This is a genomic window from Marinomonas ostreistagni, assembly GCF_016461785.1.
GTDB lineage: Bacteria > Pseudomonadota > Gammaproteobacteria > Pseudomonadales > Marinomonadaceae > Marinomonas > Marinomonas ostreistagni_A.
This window is the reverse complement of the sequence record NZ_JAEMUH010000007.1, coordinates 189,964-204,869: the sequence shown is the minus strand read 5'-3', so window position 1 is coordinate 204,869 and position 14,906 is coordinate 189,964. Positions and strand designations below refer to the sequence as shown.

The 14,906-nt window shown below is 43.1% G+C and carries 21 protein-coding genes and 2 pseudogenes; 19 read left to right on the top strand and 4 right to left on the bottom strand.

Annotated features, from left to right (window positions below):
* Positions 1-18: 18 nt before the first annotated feature.
* The 5 genes from JHD44_RS09400 (at position 19) to JHD44_RS09380 (ending at position 2,737) form a co-directional block, all read left to right on the top strand.
* Entirely contained in the window at positions 19-423 is a 405-nt protein-coding gene (locus tag JHD44_RS09400) for a DUF1801 domain-containing protein (protein ID WP_199462496.1), read from the top strand.
* Between the two features lie 155 nt (positions 424-578).
* Positions 579-1,220: a Vat family streptogramin A O-acetyltransferase gene (locus JHD44_RS09395; protein ID WP_418903730.1), complete on the top strand. Its 642-nt coding sequence runs from the start codon at positions 579-581 to the stop codon at positions 1,218-1,220.
* A gap of 37 nt (positions 1,221-1,257) precedes the next feature.
* Positions 1,258-1,554 (top strand): Dabb family protein, encoded by a 297-nt coding sequence (locus JHD44_RS09390; protein ID WP_199462494.1) that lies wholly within the window; start codon positions 1,258-1,260, stop codon positions 1,552-1,554.
* 69 nt (positions 1,555-1,623) lie between these two features.
* Positions 1,624-1,863 carry a hypothetical protein gene (locus tag JHD44_RS09385; protein WP_199462493.1) on the top strand — a complete coding sequence of 80 codons (240 nt, stop codon included), beginning with the start codon at positions 1,624-1,626 and terminating at the stop codon, positions 1,861-1,863.
* 262 nt (positions 1,864-2,125) lie between these two features.
* Positions 2,126-2,737, top strand: a complete 612-nt coding sequence (locus JHD44_RS09380) for a hypothetical protein (protein WP_199462492.1) — start codon at positions 2,126-2,128, stop codon at positions 2,735-2,737.
* A 115-nt stretch (positions 2,738-2,852) separates the two neighbouring features.
* Here the strand turns inward: JHD44_RS09380 and JHD44_RS09375 are convergent, their stop codons facing one another.
* On the bottom strand, positions 2,853-3,308 hold the full coding sequence (locus JHD44_RS09375; RefSeq protein WP_199462491.1) for a hypothetical protein: 456 nt from the start codon (positions 3,306-3,308) through the stop codon (positions 2,853-2,855).
* A gap of 129 nt (positions 3,309-3,437) precedes the next feature.
* Between JHD44_RS09375 and JHD44_RS09370 the strand changes: the two are divergent.
* Positions 3,438-4,018 (top strand): annotated as a pseudogene (locus tag JHD44_RS09370) (FMN-binding negative transcriptional regulator).
* 3 nt (positions 4,019-4,021) lie between these two features.
* Here JHD44_RS09370 and JHD44_RS19225 read toward each other — a convergent pair.
* A pseudogene (locus JHD44_RS19225) lies at positions 4,022-4,147 on the bottom strand (Txe/YoeB family addiction module toxin); the annotation flags it as partial.
* Positions 4,148-4,306: 159 nt separating this feature from the next.
* On the opposite strand from JHD44_RS19225, the gene JHD44_RS09360 reads away from it, so the two are divergent.
* The 3 genes from JHD44_RS09360 to JHD44_RS09350 all read left to right on the top strand — a co-directional run bounded on the left by JHD44_RS09360 (position 4,307) and on the right by JHD44_RS09350 (position 5,640).
* Positions 4,307-4,714 (top strand): GNAT family N-acetyltransferase, encoded by a 408-nt coding sequence (locus JHD44_RS09360; RefSeq protein ID WP_199462489.1) that lies wholly within the window; start codon positions 4,307-4,309, stop codon positions 4,712-4,714.
* A 55-nt stretch (positions 4,715-4,769) separates the two neighbouring features.
* Positions 4,770-5,294, top strand: coding sequence for a hypothetical protein (locus JHD44_RS09355; protein ID WP_199462488.1), 525 nt, complete (start codon positions 4,770-4,772; stop codon positions 5,292-5,294).
* 70 nt (positions 5,295-5,364) lie between these two features.
* Positions 5,365-5,640 carry a putative quinol monooxygenase gene (locus JHD44_RS09350; RefSeq protein ID WP_199462487.1) on the top strand — a complete coding sequence of 92 codons (276 nt, stop codon included), beginning with the start codon at positions 5,365-5,367 and terminating at the stop codon, positions 5,638-5,640.
* A 72-nt stretch (positions 5,641-5,712) separates the two neighbouring features.
* Here the strand turns inward: JHD44_RS09350 and JHD44_RS09345 are convergent, their stop codons facing one another.
* Entirely contained in the window at positions 5,713-6,591 is an 879-nt protein-coding gene (locus JHD44_RS09345) for a LysR family transcriptional regulator (protein WP_199462486.1), read from the bottom strand.
* Positions 6,592-6,686: 95 nt separating this feature from the next.
* On the opposite strand from JHD44_RS09345, the gene JHD44_RS09340 reads away from it, so the two are divergent.
* The 7 genes from JHD44_RS09340 to JHD44_RS09310 all read left to right on the top strand — a co-directional run bounded on the left by JHD44_RS09340 (position 6,687) and on the right by JHD44_RS09310 (position 10,960).
* On the top strand, positions 6,687-7,415 hold the full coding sequence (locus tag JHD44_RS09340; protein WP_199462485.1) for an NAD(P)-dependent oxidoreductase: 729 nt from the start codon (positions 6,687-6,689) through the stop codon (positions 7,413-7,415).
* Between the two features lie 105 nt (positions 7,416-7,520).
* Entirely contained in the window at positions 7,521-8,000 is a 480-nt protein-coding gene (locus JHD44_RS09335; protein WP_199462484.1) for an AAA family ATPase, read from the top strand.
* Entirely contained in the window at positions 7,997-8,695 is a 699-nt protein-coding gene (locus tag JHD44_RS09330; RefSeq protein ID WP_199462483.1) for a helix-turn-helix transcriptional regulator, read from the top strand. Before JHD44_RS09335 ends, JHD44_RS09330 begins: the two co-directional genes overlap by 4 nt.
* A gap of 76 nt (positions 8,696-8,771) precedes the next feature.
* The gene (locus tag JHD44_RS09325) at positions 8,772-9,137 is read left to right on the top strand and encodes a drug:proton antiporter (protein ID WP_199462482.1); all 366 of its coding nucleotides are present in this window, start codon (positions 8,772-8,774) and stop codon (positions 9,135-9,137) included.
* Between the two features lie 99 nt (positions 9,138-9,236).
* Positions 9,237-9,806, top strand: coding sequence for a DJ-1/PfpI family protein (locus JHD44_RS09320; RefSeq protein WP_199462481.1), 570 nt, complete (start codon positions 9,237-9,239; stop codon positions 9,804-9,806).
* A 151-nt stretch (positions 9,807-9,957) separates the two neighbouring features.
* Positions 9,958-10,317, top strand: coding sequence for a ribbon-helix-helix domain-containing protein (locus JHD44_RS09315; protein ID WP_199462480.1), 360 nt, complete (start codon positions 9,958-9,960; stop codon positions 10,315-10,317).
* A gap of 214 nt (positions 10,318-10,531) precedes the next feature.
* Positions 10,532-10,960 carry an MAPEG family protein gene (locus tag JHD44_RS09310; protein WP_133563136.1) on the top strand — a complete coding sequence of 143 codons (429 nt, stop codon included), beginning with the start codon at positions 10,532-10,534 and terminating at the stop codon, positions 10,958-10,960.
* 58 nt (positions 10,961-11,018) lie between these two features.
* Here JHD44_RS09310 and JHD44_RS09305 read toward each other — a convergent pair whose 3' ends face one another.
* Positions 11,019-12,524 carry an adenylyltransferase/cytidyltransferase family protein gene (locus JHD44_RS09305; RefSeq protein ID WP_199462479.1) on the bottom strand — a complete coding sequence of 502 codons (1,506 nt, stop codon included), beginning with the start codon at positions 12,522-12,524 and terminating at the stop codon, positions 11,019-11,021.
* A gap of 335 nt (positions 12,525-12,859) precedes the next feature.
* Here JHD44_RS09305 and JHD44_RS09300 point away from each other — a divergent pair, with 335 nt between their 5' ends.
* From JHD44_RS09300 to JHD44_RS09290, 3 genes are all read left to right on the top strand, one after another.
* Positions 12,860-13,261 (top strand): ASCH domain-containing protein, encoded by a 402-nt coding sequence (locus JHD44_RS09300; RefSeq protein WP_233401946.1) that lies wholly within the window; start codon positions 12,860-12,862, stop codon positions 13,259-13,261.
* 135 nt (positions 13,262-13,396) lie between these two features.
* Positions 13,397-13,933: an NADPH-dependent FMN reductase gene (locus JHD44_RS09295; RefSeq protein ID WP_199462478.1), complete on the top strand. Its 537-nt coding sequence runs from the start codon at positions 13,397-13,399 to the stop codon at positions 13,931-13,933.
* Between the two features lie 102 nt (positions 13,934-14,035).
* On the top strand, positions 14,036-14,884 hold the full coding sequence (locus JHD44_RS09290; protein WP_199462477.1) for an alpha/beta hydrolase family esterase: 849 nt from the start codon (positions 14,036-14,038) through the stop codon (positions 14,882-14,884).
* The last annotated feature ends 22 nt before the right edge of the window (positions 14,885-14,906 follow it).

Sequence of the window (14,906 nt, the reverse complement as noted above, 5' to 3'; positions counted from 1 at the left end):
TGTGAATAGGAGGTTTCAGTGAACAAGGTAGTCAAAGAACGCTTCGATGAATATCCGGAAAATGCTCGTATTAGGCTAGAGGAACTACGAAACCTAGTCTTTCAAATCGCATCTGATTTGGAACTGGGTGAAGTCGATGAAACTCTAAAGTGGGGTGAACCTAGCTATAGTGTAAAAACAGGTAGCCCGTTAAGAATGGACTGGAAGCTGAAATCTCCTGACAATTATTACCTGTTTTTTAATTGCCAAACTAAGTTAGTCGATACATTTCGAGAATTGTATAGTGATGAACTGTTGTTTCAGGGAAACAGAGCAATAGTTCTGTCCTTATCGAAAGCCTTACCAGAAACAATAATCAAGTCCTGTTTAGAGTTAGCTTTAACCTATCAACAGCGTAAAAATTTGCCTCTTTTGGGTGCGTGAAAAAACTCACATAACAAATCGTTTAAGGCAGATTCACACCGCTTGACGACTTTAGTTCAAGTTGCCTTAGGTGTTTAAGGTTCAATGGTTTAAGTTTAGTTATCGCGTTGTCCACTATTTAACGCGGCGTTTAAAGCCACAGATGTATTGGAGGCATTTTGAAAGGTCCAAGTCCTGAAGATAAAGAACCCATGAAAGGCTTTCCCCAAGTAGGGTATTTGAAGAATTACATTTCTTCTGAAAATATCATCGTGGGTGACTACACCTATTACGACGATCCTGAAGGCCCAGAACGATTTGAGAGTAATGTGCTTTATCACTTTCCATTTATTGGAGATAAGCTCTTAATAGGGAAGTTTTGCGCCATCGCAAAAGACGTGAAATTCATTATGAATGGTGCTAATCATAAGATGTCTGGATTTTCTACATACCCATTCCAAATATTTGGTAATGGCTGGGAGAAGGTCATGCCTAAAGAGGACGAGCTACCCTACAAAGGCGATACGGAAATTGGGAATGATGTTTGGATCGGCTATGAGGCCACAATCATGCCGGGAGTCAAAATTGGCACTGGTGCTATAGTAGCGAGTAAGTCTGTTGTGACCGCAGATGTACCGGCTTACAGCGTTGTGGGTGGCAATCCTGCTAAAGTTATTAAATATCGATTTGACGACCTTACAATTAATGAGCTTTTAGAAATAGCATGGTGGGATTGGAGTGCAGAAAAAATTACTGAAAATCTTGAAGCAATAGTTGGCTGTGACCTTGTTGCACTTCAAAAAGCAAGTGACTTTTAACAAAGCATTTCAGCGGACAAGCGCTAGGAAGTAAAAAATGATTAGGCACATTTTATTAATCAAATTTAAAGAATCATCACCGCTCTCAGAAGTCGAAAAGCTTAAGGGATTATTCGAAGCTATGCCTGAAAAAGTTGAGGGTGTTGTGTCTGTCGAATGGGGTATAAACGATAGCCCTGAGGGCAAAAACAAAGGTTACACGCACTCAGTCTTAATGACGTTTGCAAACGAAGCAGGGCGTCAAAACTACTTACCGCATGTTGAGCACGAAGCGCTGAAGCAAATTTTTAGTCCTTTGCTTGAGGATATCGTTGTATTCGATTATACATTCTGATTTGAGAGCGCAGCTAATTGCCAAACCACACACGCCTTACACTCGAAGAAACCGACTGTCTCACCTTTAATGTTATTTAAAAACCCAGAGAACCCTCTTGGTTTTGACGTTTACGAAGTGTTCGCGGATAAAGAATCATTCGAACTCCACCAACAACGAGTGAAAGCATCAAATTGGGGTAAGGTGACGGTAAACGTTGAACGACACTATGAATTATTTGAGCGAATCGGTAACAACCAGTTTAATCTGATCCCTTCGAAGTTAGTATTTCTTTATATTTATCCTATTCATTTTGTTGCACGGTACTAGATAATTAGCCAATATTTTTTGTTTTGTGTAGTGACGTCAATAACTTTTCTGAGCTCTGTGTATCCAAAGTTGTAGTGTTTAGGAATCACTTCTCCATTGCCTAAGTTTGTTCTGCTTCAGTTATCTAGTATGCGAACCAAATTAGTTAAATTTTATAAGATGAATTTTTTTATCCCTTCTTTTAAAATCACCCGCCGTCAAGGAGCGTTAGGATCCTAAATTCAAAATAAATCCTAAGTAAATTATTTAAAGGAGTAACAGGGTGAAGATAAGTTCGAGTATTGCGGGTGCCATTGGATGGTTTTGTTTGGCAGGGGGACTTTCCATGCCTGCTTTAGCAGATGGAAATGGGGCTATAAATGAGTGTAGCTATCAACGTGCCCAAGGTGGGATGCTTAAGTTTAACAATATCATGCAGAAGCTGAATCTGGAGAAGGTTAAGTTACAAGCAGCTGGGGAGCCGATCCCTTCGGAGCTTCATGAAAAGTTGACTCGTATGGTGGATGAGTCGACACCGTTGAACAAGATGATGGGGGATATACCTAACTTAGATGCAACCCAGGCCAATACGATGGTGGATGCAGCCATATGTCAGGGATATGAGGGCTTGATCGAAGTCTATGGTGGAACTGAAACGTCAGTTCAGGTTAAGGCGCACAAGAACCCAGAATGTGATCAAACTTCACTTTGGGTTCGCTACATGGATGCAATGCAAACAGTTACCTCAGCCTTTCAGAGTCAGCAGATTACGAGAGAGGAAGTTGATCAATTTCGAGTTATGGATGTTCAAATTGGGCAATACTCTACTACAGACCTTGGCAAGGCTTGTGAAGTTCTAGCCGTATACGAATCCAAGGTGAGTGCTATTCAGTAGTTATTACTTTTCTCTAGCGGTGCGGCATCTTACGTTTAGTCCACACCGCTCAATATTTACCATTAGAGAAACGCAATATTTAGTTTTTTTATTATGGTGTTAGAAGTGCGCTGTATTAGCTATAAACTTCAGGCTTAGGCTGACCAGAAACTTCTAAATATTGACGACATTGCCAAGCTCTACGAACACCTTTGATGGGGGATAAATAAGGTAACCCTAACTTGGCTCGATCTAATATGGTAATAGTCCAATCCGTGTCACCGATAAAACGGAATACTATTTTGTTTGGGGCAATTAATTGAGGTTCAGAAAACGAGCCTGTGCTGTACATGGCACTAATGGTAATAGAGTCAAGAATATTGAAGTTATTATCTACTAAATGGACATGTAGCATGTCTTCAAAAGGAGTATTGTCGGTGGCGAAAACTAGAAACCAATCTTTATACCTCGCACATAGTTCAAGCATTGTGCCCCTGACATTGGATTGTGTTTGTCGGCCGTGATCAACGATGGCACTTTTCTGATCATCGATAGCGACTAAGTCGAAGTCAGATTTAGGAACTAGTATCATTTTGCTGATACCACATAAATGTTAAAGCTTATCAATCATTTATAGCAAATAAGCATTCTGCTAAATACTGCCTCAATGTAAGGTAAGTGCAAAGTTGGCTTAAACGACTCACCACCAAGGAACACATGGATGTACGTCCCAAACCACTTCAAAGAAGAAGACCAAGAAGTACTACACCAATACATTCGCGAGTATAGCTTTGGTACCTTGATTATCTCTGATGCTGAAGGCATTGAAGCAAATCATGTCCCATTTCATTTAGTGGTAGATAAAGGCAGATCTCTCGGTAAACTACAATGTCATCTAGCTCGTGCTAATACGGCATGGCAGCGTATTCAGGATGGCGCTCAGGTGCTTGCGATTTTTCAGGGACCTAATGCCTATATCTCGCCATCTTGGTATGCAACAAAGGCGGAAAGGGGGAAGTTCAGGTTATTCAGGATCCTGATTGGCTTAAACAGCATTTATCTCAGTTAACCGATCATCATGAGGCTACCATGGCCGAGCCTTGGTCTGTAGCGGATGCCCCAACCGATTTTACCGGCCGTTTAGCTAAAGACATTGTCGGGATAGAGATTACGATCGAGTCACTTGTAGGGAAGTTAAAAGCCAGTCAAAACCAGCCTCAGTCGAATAGGGAAAGCGTAAGAGCGAGTTTGAAAGAGCAAGATAACGTTAATGGTGCAGCGATTGCGAAGCTTATGGATTGAACATTAATAATGATAACGACATGACAATATCGTCACTGCTTCATCATCCACGGCATAGACCAGTCGGTTTGTATCATCAATCCTTCTAGACCAAAAGCCTGAAAGATTCGCTTTTAAAGGCTCTGACTTTACCGACTGTTTAATGATAGGCATTGTTGGGATAGGAGTTATGATTGAGTCACTTATTGGTAAGCTTAATCTATTAATTCAGGCCAAAGTGTTAACAAGTCAGTTCAAGCGACGTCTATGGCATCCCTGATTAAGGCATTATTCAAAACCGAGGTAAATATGGATATTAAAATTGAATTCAACGGCGAGATCGAAGAGGCCGAAATCGTAGAGTTATACCGGGCTAATCACTGGTCTTCAGCTGAAAAGCCTGAACAGCTATTGCCTGCTTTGCGTAATTCTCACACGTTGGTCACAGCGCGTATTGATGGAGAGTTGGTTGGTGTAGGCAACGCAATATCTGATGGGCATCTGGTGGTCTATTACCCTCATATGCTTGTTCACCCATCCAAACACGGCAAAGGGATCGGTCGTAAAATGATGGAGGCTATGCAATCTATCTACGGTGGCTTTCACCAGCAAATGCTTACCGCTGACGGTGAAGCTATAGAGTTCTATAAAGCCTTAGGCTTCGAGCGCGCCGGTAAAACAGAGCCAATGTGGGTATACGCAGGCACGGAGCACTAAGTGTAAAACAAGCATGTATGTCGCTCTTTAACGCGGTATTTGACGAGGAAAAACCATGGAACATTATCTCGGATATGCAGTCGCAAGCTTGCTTGGACTATCAGTACTATTACTTGCCACTCTTATTCCAGGTGGTCCAATTGAAAATAGAGATTTCTCGCACATATCTCCTATGACACTGGGAATATTCAATGTGTTTCTCACGGTGTTGGGGATTGGCAGTCTTATATTGGTCTATTTTGTATTGGCTGGCTCCAAGCTTGCTGTCATCGCTTCGGTTCTTTGTGGAATTTCATACTTTTTTGTGTATGCGCTGGATTTAGGAAAAATATTCCCTATCTCGCCAGACAAAATGCCGAAAGCATTATTCTGGATTGAACTGGTTGGGCTTATCTTGTCGATACCGCTAACGCTTTTCTCATTTATTCATCTATTCATGTTAAATACAGCTGAAAGCGCATCCGGGATTTCATTTGAAACCACATTTTTGATATTGGTTGCCGTGATCGTCTTTGGTGTTGGGATAGTCATATTCGCTACAAAATCGGCAATGAAATCGTCGTCTAACAAGGCAAATTAACTCTGATGTGAATTCCGTTGCGCTTCATCTGTACCGATTATTTATGACTTCACACACCACAAGGAAGCCCATGCCAAAAGTAACATTAAAAGGTTTTATTCTAGTCCCAGAGTCGGATCTTGAATTAGTACAAACTGAATTGGTAAATCACACACGCCTTACACTCGAAGAAACAGGCTGTATCACGTTTAGTGTTATTCAAAACCCAGAGAACCCTCTTCGCTTTGACGTTTACGAAGAGTTCGAGGATAAAGAATCATTTGAACTCCACCAGCAACGAGTGAAAGCATCTTATTGGGGGAAGGTGACAGTAAATGTTGAGCGGCACTATGAAATTCTAGGGTGAGTGTATTCATAGCTGTTCAACTCAGTGACTCGCTTCACCCTTTTAGTTTGAGAGCTACTTGGCGTAAGGATGTTACGTAAAGTCTTCATTTAGTCCATCCACAAGAAGATCAAATACAAAACGCACTCGAGGGTTGGTACGTAGCTCACGATGGCTAACTAACCAAACTGGTAATTCAAGTAAAGGATTAGCAGTTCGGCGTATGGCTTTGAGTCCGAGGCGTTTTCCGATGTCTGTTGGCAAGATGATCAAACTGTTGCCTTGTTGTGCAAGTAACACATGGAGCCACTGAAAATTAGTGGTCACTTGAAAGTTCTCAAGACCCACTGACCAATTGCCCTGCTGCAAAATTTCAATCACTTTTTCTTGTTTATCAAAGCCAATAATTTGGACATTTTTATATCCGTTGAATTCTAGTTTAGATATGTATTCTGGTGTGCCAAATAAATCAATTGATTCCACGCCTATTTTGCGGGCGATCAAGTCAGTCTGTTCAGGGCGTTTATTACGTAATGCGATGTCGGCATCACGCGCCTTGAGGTTAGTAATGGCATTAGATACTTCAATATTTAATTGTAGTTCTGGTGCTTGTTCACGAATACGCTGCAATATCGGGGGCAAGCGAAAGGCTGCATCCAATTCGCTGACAGCTATGGTGACGGAGCCATACAAGCTTTCAGAGTGACCTTTTGCACTCAGTGAGACTTGCATCGCTGCTTCTTGCATGACTTCGATGTGGTGAATTAATTGATACCCTGCGTCTGTTATTTGAATGCCTCGCCCCATGCGTTCGAATAAGGTAAGTCCGAGTTGGGTTTCTAGAGTGTTCATTTGTCGACTGAGAGTAGACTGGCTGAGATTAAGCGCTTCCGCTGCTGCAGTTAATGAGCCCTTTTTGGCGACAGTAAGAAAGACTCGCGCGTGATTCCAATCGAATGTGTTTTTATTCATTCGTTAATGCATACCTTGTAGTTGTTTTTGCCGTATATCTTTCATTTATGCATTTGTATAGTGGGCAAATCGCTATTAAGAGACAAGTGATTCGAATGAAAATTTTTGTTGCAGGTTTGACAGGCGCTACGGGGAGGTTGCTTGCTTCACAACTCCTTGCAAGCGGACATACGGTATTTGGTTTTGTTAGGACAATAGAAGCTTTGCCTGTATCAATTCTTTCTCATCGGAATATAAGAATTCAACAGGGGAACTTGCTGGAAGTATCGGATAGTGAGCTGAGCTCGGTATTAGATGAAGTGGATGGTATAGCATGCTGTTTGGGGCACAATCTAACGCTGCAAGGTATATGGGGAAAACCGCGAACTCTAGTTCGAGACGCAGTACAACGGTTGGTTGAATTGACTCAACATAAGCCGATACGCTTAGTGTTAATGAGCAGTAATGGTGTGGTAAATGCTCGTAATAATGAGCAATTGAAGGGAGTGGACCGAGTCGTAATTTCAGCATTACGTAAAATTTTGCCGCCCCAGAGAGACAATGAACTTGCAGCCGCTTTTTTGCAAAACCAAACCTGCCCAAATCTGACGTGGAGTATTGTTCGACCGGATAACTTGGTTGATCACGATGAAGTTACCGATTACAAAGTTTTTTCCTCACCTCAATTGGGTGTGATTATAGATACAGGCCAAACAAGCCGCATAAACGTAGCGCATTTCATGAGCACTTTGTTAACGGACGATATTGTTTGGAGTAACTGGCAAAACCAATGGCCTGTGTTGTATAACGCTACTGCATTGAATAAAAAATGCGGTTCGGCTTAATCGGTTTAATGAACTGAAGAGCAAATTTTGTATGATTGGTTGTATTTTTAATCTAAGACAATGTGCAAGCAAGGCAACAAGTTGTTAAGAATGACTGGAGGAGAGATGGAACATCAGGGAGTGCTGTTTTTTTTCTGCGGTAAGATGGGGGCGGGCAAGTCCACGAAATCCAAAATTATTGCGGCTGAGAATCATGCTGTTCTCGTCTCAGAAGATGAATGGTTAGCGGCCCATTATCCTTCACAGATTAACACCTTTGATGACTACATTAAGTTCTCAAACCTCATCAAACCGTTTGTTAAAATGCACGTTCAAAGTCTGCTCAACCTTGGTGTGAATGTCGTTATGGACTTTCCTGCAAACACATTGAAGCAAAGAGCATGGTTTGTATCGCTATGTCGCGAAGTGAATTGTCGCCACGAACTGTGGTTTTTAGACGTGACAGATGAGCAATGTTTGTCTCAAATTGCACAGCGTCGTATTGAATTTCCTGAACGAGCGCAGTTTGACACGGAAAGCGTTTTTCATCATGTAACTCAGTACTTTGAAGCGCCGACGGCTGATGAAGGTTTAACGATAAAGTGAGTCGATCAAAGCGCTTGTTATCCTTACTGGACTTGTTACGTCAAAGTCGTCGTCCGGTCTCTGCAAGTCAACTCGCGCAGCGGCTCAATGTCAGTGTGCGCAGTATTTACCGCGATATTGCAACGCTGCAGGAGCAAGGGGCTCAAATCGAAGGCGAAGCAGGTGTTGGCTATCAAATGGTCTCGGGATTTTGGTTGCCTCCCTTAAATTTCACATCGCAAGAACTAGAGGCACTGGTATTAGGCATGCGCTGGGTCACTCGTCAGGCGGATCCTGCACTGGCACAGAGTGCAGAGTCGTGTTTGGGGAAAGTGCTGTCTGAATTGCCAGCCGATTTGGCAGATGAGGTGACACACAATACTCTCTTGGTTGGACCCACTGCGTCGCTTGGTGATGATATCAATGTGGCCCGTTTACGAGCTGCACTACAAGCTGAGTTCAAAGTCGAGTTTAAGTATCAAGATAAAGTAGGGCATAACAGCCAACGAGTGGTATGGCCGATGGCATTGGGCTACTTCCAAACAGCACTCGTGTTAATTGCTTGGTGTGAGGTGCGCCAAGACTTTCGACATTTTCGCGTTGATCGATTAAACGAGTTAGTCATCAAGGATGAGGCTCGTTATCCAACGCCCCGGCGTACTCTGATGAATCAGTGGTATGAGCAACAACAGATTTCTAAGCCGTTACCATTTTAATCAACCGCTACTGACAAAAACTGACGTACAGGTAATTTATGCTGGACTTCTTCTTAACACAGAATGGAGTTTCAGTATGATATTAAATGGCTTTGTGCTTTATGTTGCGTCCCTTTCAAAAAGTGTCACCTTATATAGCGAGCTTCTAGAACAACCGCCTATCAGGCAGTCCGATGACTTCGCGTTGTTTGTCACGCCCAATGGGCAATCTCTGCGTTTGTGGCAACAGGATAAAGTTATTCCCTCAACCAATGGTGTGGTCGGTGGTGTTGAAGTAGTTCTACACGTCGATAGCCTCGATGAGCTGAATACTCAATGGCTCCGCTGGCAATCACTCGATTTGCAGCCTATCCAACCCATTGAAACGTTGAGTTTTGGAGAGACCTTTACGATGATTGATCACGATGGACATCGTTTACGTCTGATAAGGCTTTCTGTATGAGCAGGCGGCTTCACCCCATGTAACAACCCGTTAATACCTCCCGCGCCACTCTAACTGTTACAACTTACCTCTGTTGGAAACACAATAAGAGGAAGCATTATGTCTAATAAAAAAATCTTAATGATCACGGGTGATTTCACGGAAGATTACGAAACCATGGTGCCGTTTCAGACGTTGTTAAGTGTCGGCCATCAGGTGGATGCAGTCTGTCCTGATAAGAAAGCTGGTGACTCTGTTGCAACGGCGATCCACGATTTTGAAGGGGATCAGACCTACACCGAAAAGCCTGGTCACCGTTTTACGTTAAACGCGACCTTTAGTGAGATTAAGGCTGAAGACTATGATGCTTTGGTGATTCCGGGTGGTCGTGCGCCGGAGTATTTGCGTTTAAATAAAGACGTGATTGCCATGGTGCAGCATTTCTTTAAAGCGGATAAGCCAGTTGCCGCGATTTGTCACGGTGCTCAGTTGTTGGCGGCGGCGGGTGTGTTGGAGGGCAAGCAATGTTCCGCTTACCCTGCGTGTCAGCCAGAAGTAGAGCTTGCCAAAGGTGTCTACGCTGATATCCCAGTGGATCAGGCGGTGACCGATGGTAACTTAGTCACAGCGCCTGCGTGGCCAGCGCACCCTGCGTGGTTAGCGCAGTTTTATGTTTTGCTAAACCGCTAACCTGATCTTTACTCTGCGATGTTGGGGGAGTGGATAGTCACTATTGCGTAAATTAGTGCGCCATTCCTCTGACTTTCCGAAAAATTCAGCTAACCTATTTTGTCTGCGTTTGTTCTTTTGCGTTGTTAAGGGATTTTAACAGGATGATTTTATGTGCAAGCTGTTTGTGAACTCAGACCCCAGCCTATGGCAAAACGTCACGCGCTCTGTGCGTATTGATGGCATGGTCACCAGCATTCGATTGGAAAATATCTTCTGGTTTACCTTAGAGGAAATCGCTCAGCGGGATAAGCTATCGCTGGCGCAGATGATTGTGAAGCTTAACCATGAGGCATTGGCAGCGGGTCATGATTTGGATAATTTCACTTCTTTCTTGCGCGTTTGTGCCATGCGTTATCTGCATTTACAAACCATCGGTATGTTGCCTAACTCACCTGATATCAGCCTTGCTTCATTAAATAGCGAGCGCATTTTAGAGCAGGAAAAGCGTTACTTTGAGACGCATCAGTAGCGTTAATTAGTTGTTTGGCAGGAGCTTGAACGTGAAGGCAATTACAAGCTCAGACCGTGTTGTTTTGTCACGTCTCTTTAAACCTCCCCCAGCTTTGTTCAATAACCATGCAAAGCCTGCGTTAATCCTTTGCAGATGTCTTTTAGCAGAGTGCATGTAGCGCTTTGCTGTGCGACGTTATTCATATCACTCTAATGAAAAAGGAGAATATGTAATGGAATTAACGACGATATACGGCACTGCATTTTGGGGCATGTTTGTGATTCTTGTGACTTGGATGGCGCAGTGGTTTGTTGCAGCAATTTCTAAAGCACGTAAGGAAGGAGCTGTTCCAGGTAAAGTGGACGAGTCACTTGGGCATGAATCGTTCACATTCAGGGCACATCGAACGTTTATGAACTCGATAGAAAATGTACCAATCATGCTTGGTATGATTTTACTGGCTATCTTGATTGGTGCCGATGCCTTTTGGTTAATGATCTGTATTTGGAGCTTCGCTGTAGCGCGTATTATTCACATGCTGCTTTATTACGCAGTGGCGACTAACGAAAACCCAAGCCCACGAAGCTACTTTTTCCTAATGGGGCTTTTATCGAACATCGCATTACTCGCGTTGTGTGCTAAGACTTTAATTAATTTATAGTCCTGCATATAAAGTTAATGGTCACAATTTGGCAGCAGGTAGCTATACCTTCCCAAACCTAATGTTTCTTAGTGTCAGTTTGAGATATGACCTTTTGTTTAATTGAAGTAGTCGAAACTCCTTCTGTTTTTGGAGCATAGGTTACATCAATATTGTGGTGGGCAAGGGCTTTTTCTAGCTTCTGCCAACGCTCTGAGCCTTGCCACTCTTTACCACAAACAACTTTGTTGATATTGAGTGAGTGTATCCATTCCGTAGCGGCTTGAGTGTGTGATATGGGGTTGGCGACAAAATGGGTTTCATCAACGATCGATAGAGCAGTGATAAGCATTTTTCGCTGTGTTTCATTCATGATTGGTTGATAGCCTTTACTTTGCTGACAAAAGCTATCTGGAGCAATGCCCACGACTAATACGTCTCCCTGTTGCCGAGCGAATTCAAGGTAGTTCAAATGACCCTCATGCATCAGGTCGAAGTAACCTAGAGCCAAGATTCGCTGTTGGCTATTTTGTTGAGAAGATATTTGCTCAAACTGCCGCTTAATTTGATTTAGTACTTTGTCTTTTGGACGCTGAGCAAGGAGTACATCAAGGATACGTTTAGCTTTGGTTGTATTGCCTCTAAGCCATTGCCCATACAAACGTGAGTAGGCGTAACAATATGTGAGCCAAGAGAAATGTTTTAGATTCTGTGCGCAGATAATGGTATCGAAATCCGCGTCAGGGATACGCCAATCTTGGCCATACAGTGCATTTAACATCAATTCTGGTTGGCTTAAATACCATACTTCACCAGCAGGTGAAGGGCGGCTGGTTAGTTCGATTTTAGGAAAGACTGTAATGCGGTTCCAATGAAATGGTACGTCTTCGATCCATAGGCCGCAAATGGCTTCACCACTTTTACTATCGGTGCCAAAACCACATAGATCCAGCGTAATGCCTGTTGCCTTATGTTTTAAGCAACGTGGGTTGATTAAATCGTAGGAGCGTGACGCCTCGGCCCAACCGTTTTTTTCCAATACCTCAATGGCTTTATTCATTTGGAGCCAATCTATCCCAATATCCAAGTCTTTGTCATTGATAAGCAAATGACCTTCTCGCTCCAAGCCTAAAAGAGTGCCTGCACAAGCAAAAGCATAGACTTCATGCTGCTTTAGCAAAGATAAGGTTTGCCAAAGCAGAGCCTCGCCTTGATCAGGTTTAAGAGATGTTGTGTTCGGTTTAACACAAGAAGGAATCCCTTCCTGCTCTACTTGAAAGTAGGCGAGTGTTAATGCGGTATGAAACGTCGCTGCAGCTTGAGGTAGTTGCTTTGCTTGCTGCAGGCATTGCCCTAACACGTGGTAGGCTTCGTGGAAATGAGGTATCTGAATAATCAGTTCTTGCAGAGTAGCTATCCACTGTTCACCTTTTCCTGATAGGAGATCAATTTGAGCCAAATAGAGTTGCGCCATGACGAGTTCAGGAGCAGCTTTTCTGACTTCCTCCAATAAAGTCTTTGCATTGTCATAATGCCCCAAGTGGAATTGTTTGATGGCGGCGTTGAGTTGATCTAGCGGGGACATATGGCTCCAATCAGGCAATAAACTGAGCGAGTGTTATGCTCACGATTAGAACATTATAAATTGAGAATAACCAGGCTCTTGATGATACTTCTACCAAAGTGATTTTTCTGAGAACGCTTAAATAGAACAGCATAGAAGAGATCCGATCTCTGCGGCCTCTAGTTTTGACTTGGAAGCGTTAAAGGAAGTGTATTAAGATCAATATGCAACCAATACCATAGGCTGAAGACAAATCACCAAACGCATAAGTTTGATTTCATGTTTTGGCTTGCTAATGAATAAACGAGCATCTATCGCCTTAAAAGGCGGTTTTCTTAATCAAATTCGAGGTTTTCATGGAAGAAAGAAGTAGGGCCTATTTAGAGAGTTATCTGAACTCATTGCCACTTAAAACCGCAGAAAAATATACTTCTTTCAGTTCAGATTATTTTTGCTCTGATGAGTACAACGCTAATGTTTGCGCTGAATTGATTCTTAGAGGTGAAAAACGGGCGTCCTGTAGCATGGAGTACTGGTACAGCCATGAAGGTGAAGAGCGTCCTGAAGTCGGTCATCTTCAAGTCGTCACGGATTGGAGTGGTAAGCCAGTCTGTATCATAGAAATCAGTTCAGTTTCTACGTGCAAATATAGGGATGTGAGTGCTGAGTTCGCCGCGGCCGAAGGTGAGGGCGATAAAACCTTATCGTGGTGGAGAAAAGCTCACTGGGCGTTTTTTCAAACGAGTGTGAAGAGTTAGGTATTACTCCAACTGAAGATATGTTGTTAGTTTTAGAGCATTTTAAGGTCGTTCATAAATAAAAAAGATGATCTCTGCTGCACGATGCTTGATACACATCAGTAACGTGAACTAGCCTACGACAAGGAATGTTTTATGAAGATTCTTGCTATCTCCGGTAGTGCCCGTAAGGCCTCGACCAATACAGCTTTGCTTTCGGCAATTCAATCTAGAGTGCCAGAAGGCGTTGAGGTGTTTATTTTTGATCAGCTCCATACGCTACCAGTGTTTTCTCCTGACTTAGAGGGTGAGTCGACCCCTCTTGCTGTACGTAATTTTATTGACCTCATTGCCACGGCGGATGGCATTATTATTTCAAGTCCTGAGTATGTTCGAGCGATTCCCGGTGGCCTTAAAAACGCGATAGATTGGATGGTGTCTCGCTATGAAGTGATCGGGAAAAACATTGCGTTGGTCCATGCATCTCATCGAGGCGATGATATGCTGGCTTCCTTACGACTCGTATTGGCAACGGTCAGCGAGAATTTTCAAGAAGATATTTTTTTACGGGTGCCTCTGATCGGCAAGTTACCTAAGGAAATTGACACGTTTATTCAGGAGACTGATTACGAGAAAGAAGTCATGACATTTATTAGTCGGTTTATGGATAGTGTTAGTGGTTTTGACCAATGATGCTCGAGCCTGTATTTCTTTCTGATCGAACTTTTGCCTAACATCGTACCGTTAGATTAAAGCTTTATTACGGTGATTCGCTTATAAGAGAGGGTAGGAATAATGCAGGGACTTTACCTCATTAAATGGCTACAGACATTGCTCTATTACCTGATAGGGAGTGGTGTTTGGCTGGCTTTGAGCTTGCCCGTACAAGCCGAGGGGCGTTATCAAACAGAGTCATTTAATGAGCGAGAATGGCTGCTTTATGTACCTGATCGGTTCTCTGAAAAGGCTCATCTATATTTGCTGATAGTCCTACATGGTGGTGCTGGTAATGCTCAGTTCATACAAAGAAAATTAGCGTTTGAGCAGGCTGCCGATCAGCTCGGAATGGTTGTAGCGTATTTAAATGGTAGTGCTGCCGCGCGTTTGGGAGGTGCTAAATTTAAAGCATGGAATGCAGGTAGAGGTTGCTGTGGTAAACCCTACCGAGATCAGGTGGATGACATAAGCTACATTTCTGAGGCGGTAGAAACTTTGCAATCGCGTTATCACGTCAGTGATGTTAATAAGTTAGCTGTTGGTCATTCGAATGGTGGAATGATGCTGCAGACAATGGTGTGTACGACCGAGACATTTCAAAAGGTGGTAACACTCTCAGCCACTTTAATGGTCGATCCCAAACAGTGTGCAAAGGCCGTAAATAACACCATTATTAATATTCATGGTGAGTTGGATGAAAATGTACCTATAGCCGGAGGGATAGGGGAAAAAGGCTTTTTGGACATTCCATTTACTTCGCAAAAAAATGCCCAGCATATTTTCGAAAGTGCTGGAGGACGCTATCAACTGGTGGTCTTACCAAAAGCAGCGCATTCACTCAAAGATCTAGATGGCTCGGCTCGGAAATTTAGAAAGCAGCCGCTGGTTGAGTTGATTTTAGAGCAATTCTCCCTGACTGCCCGGTAAATATTGGCAACCTTATTCTTAA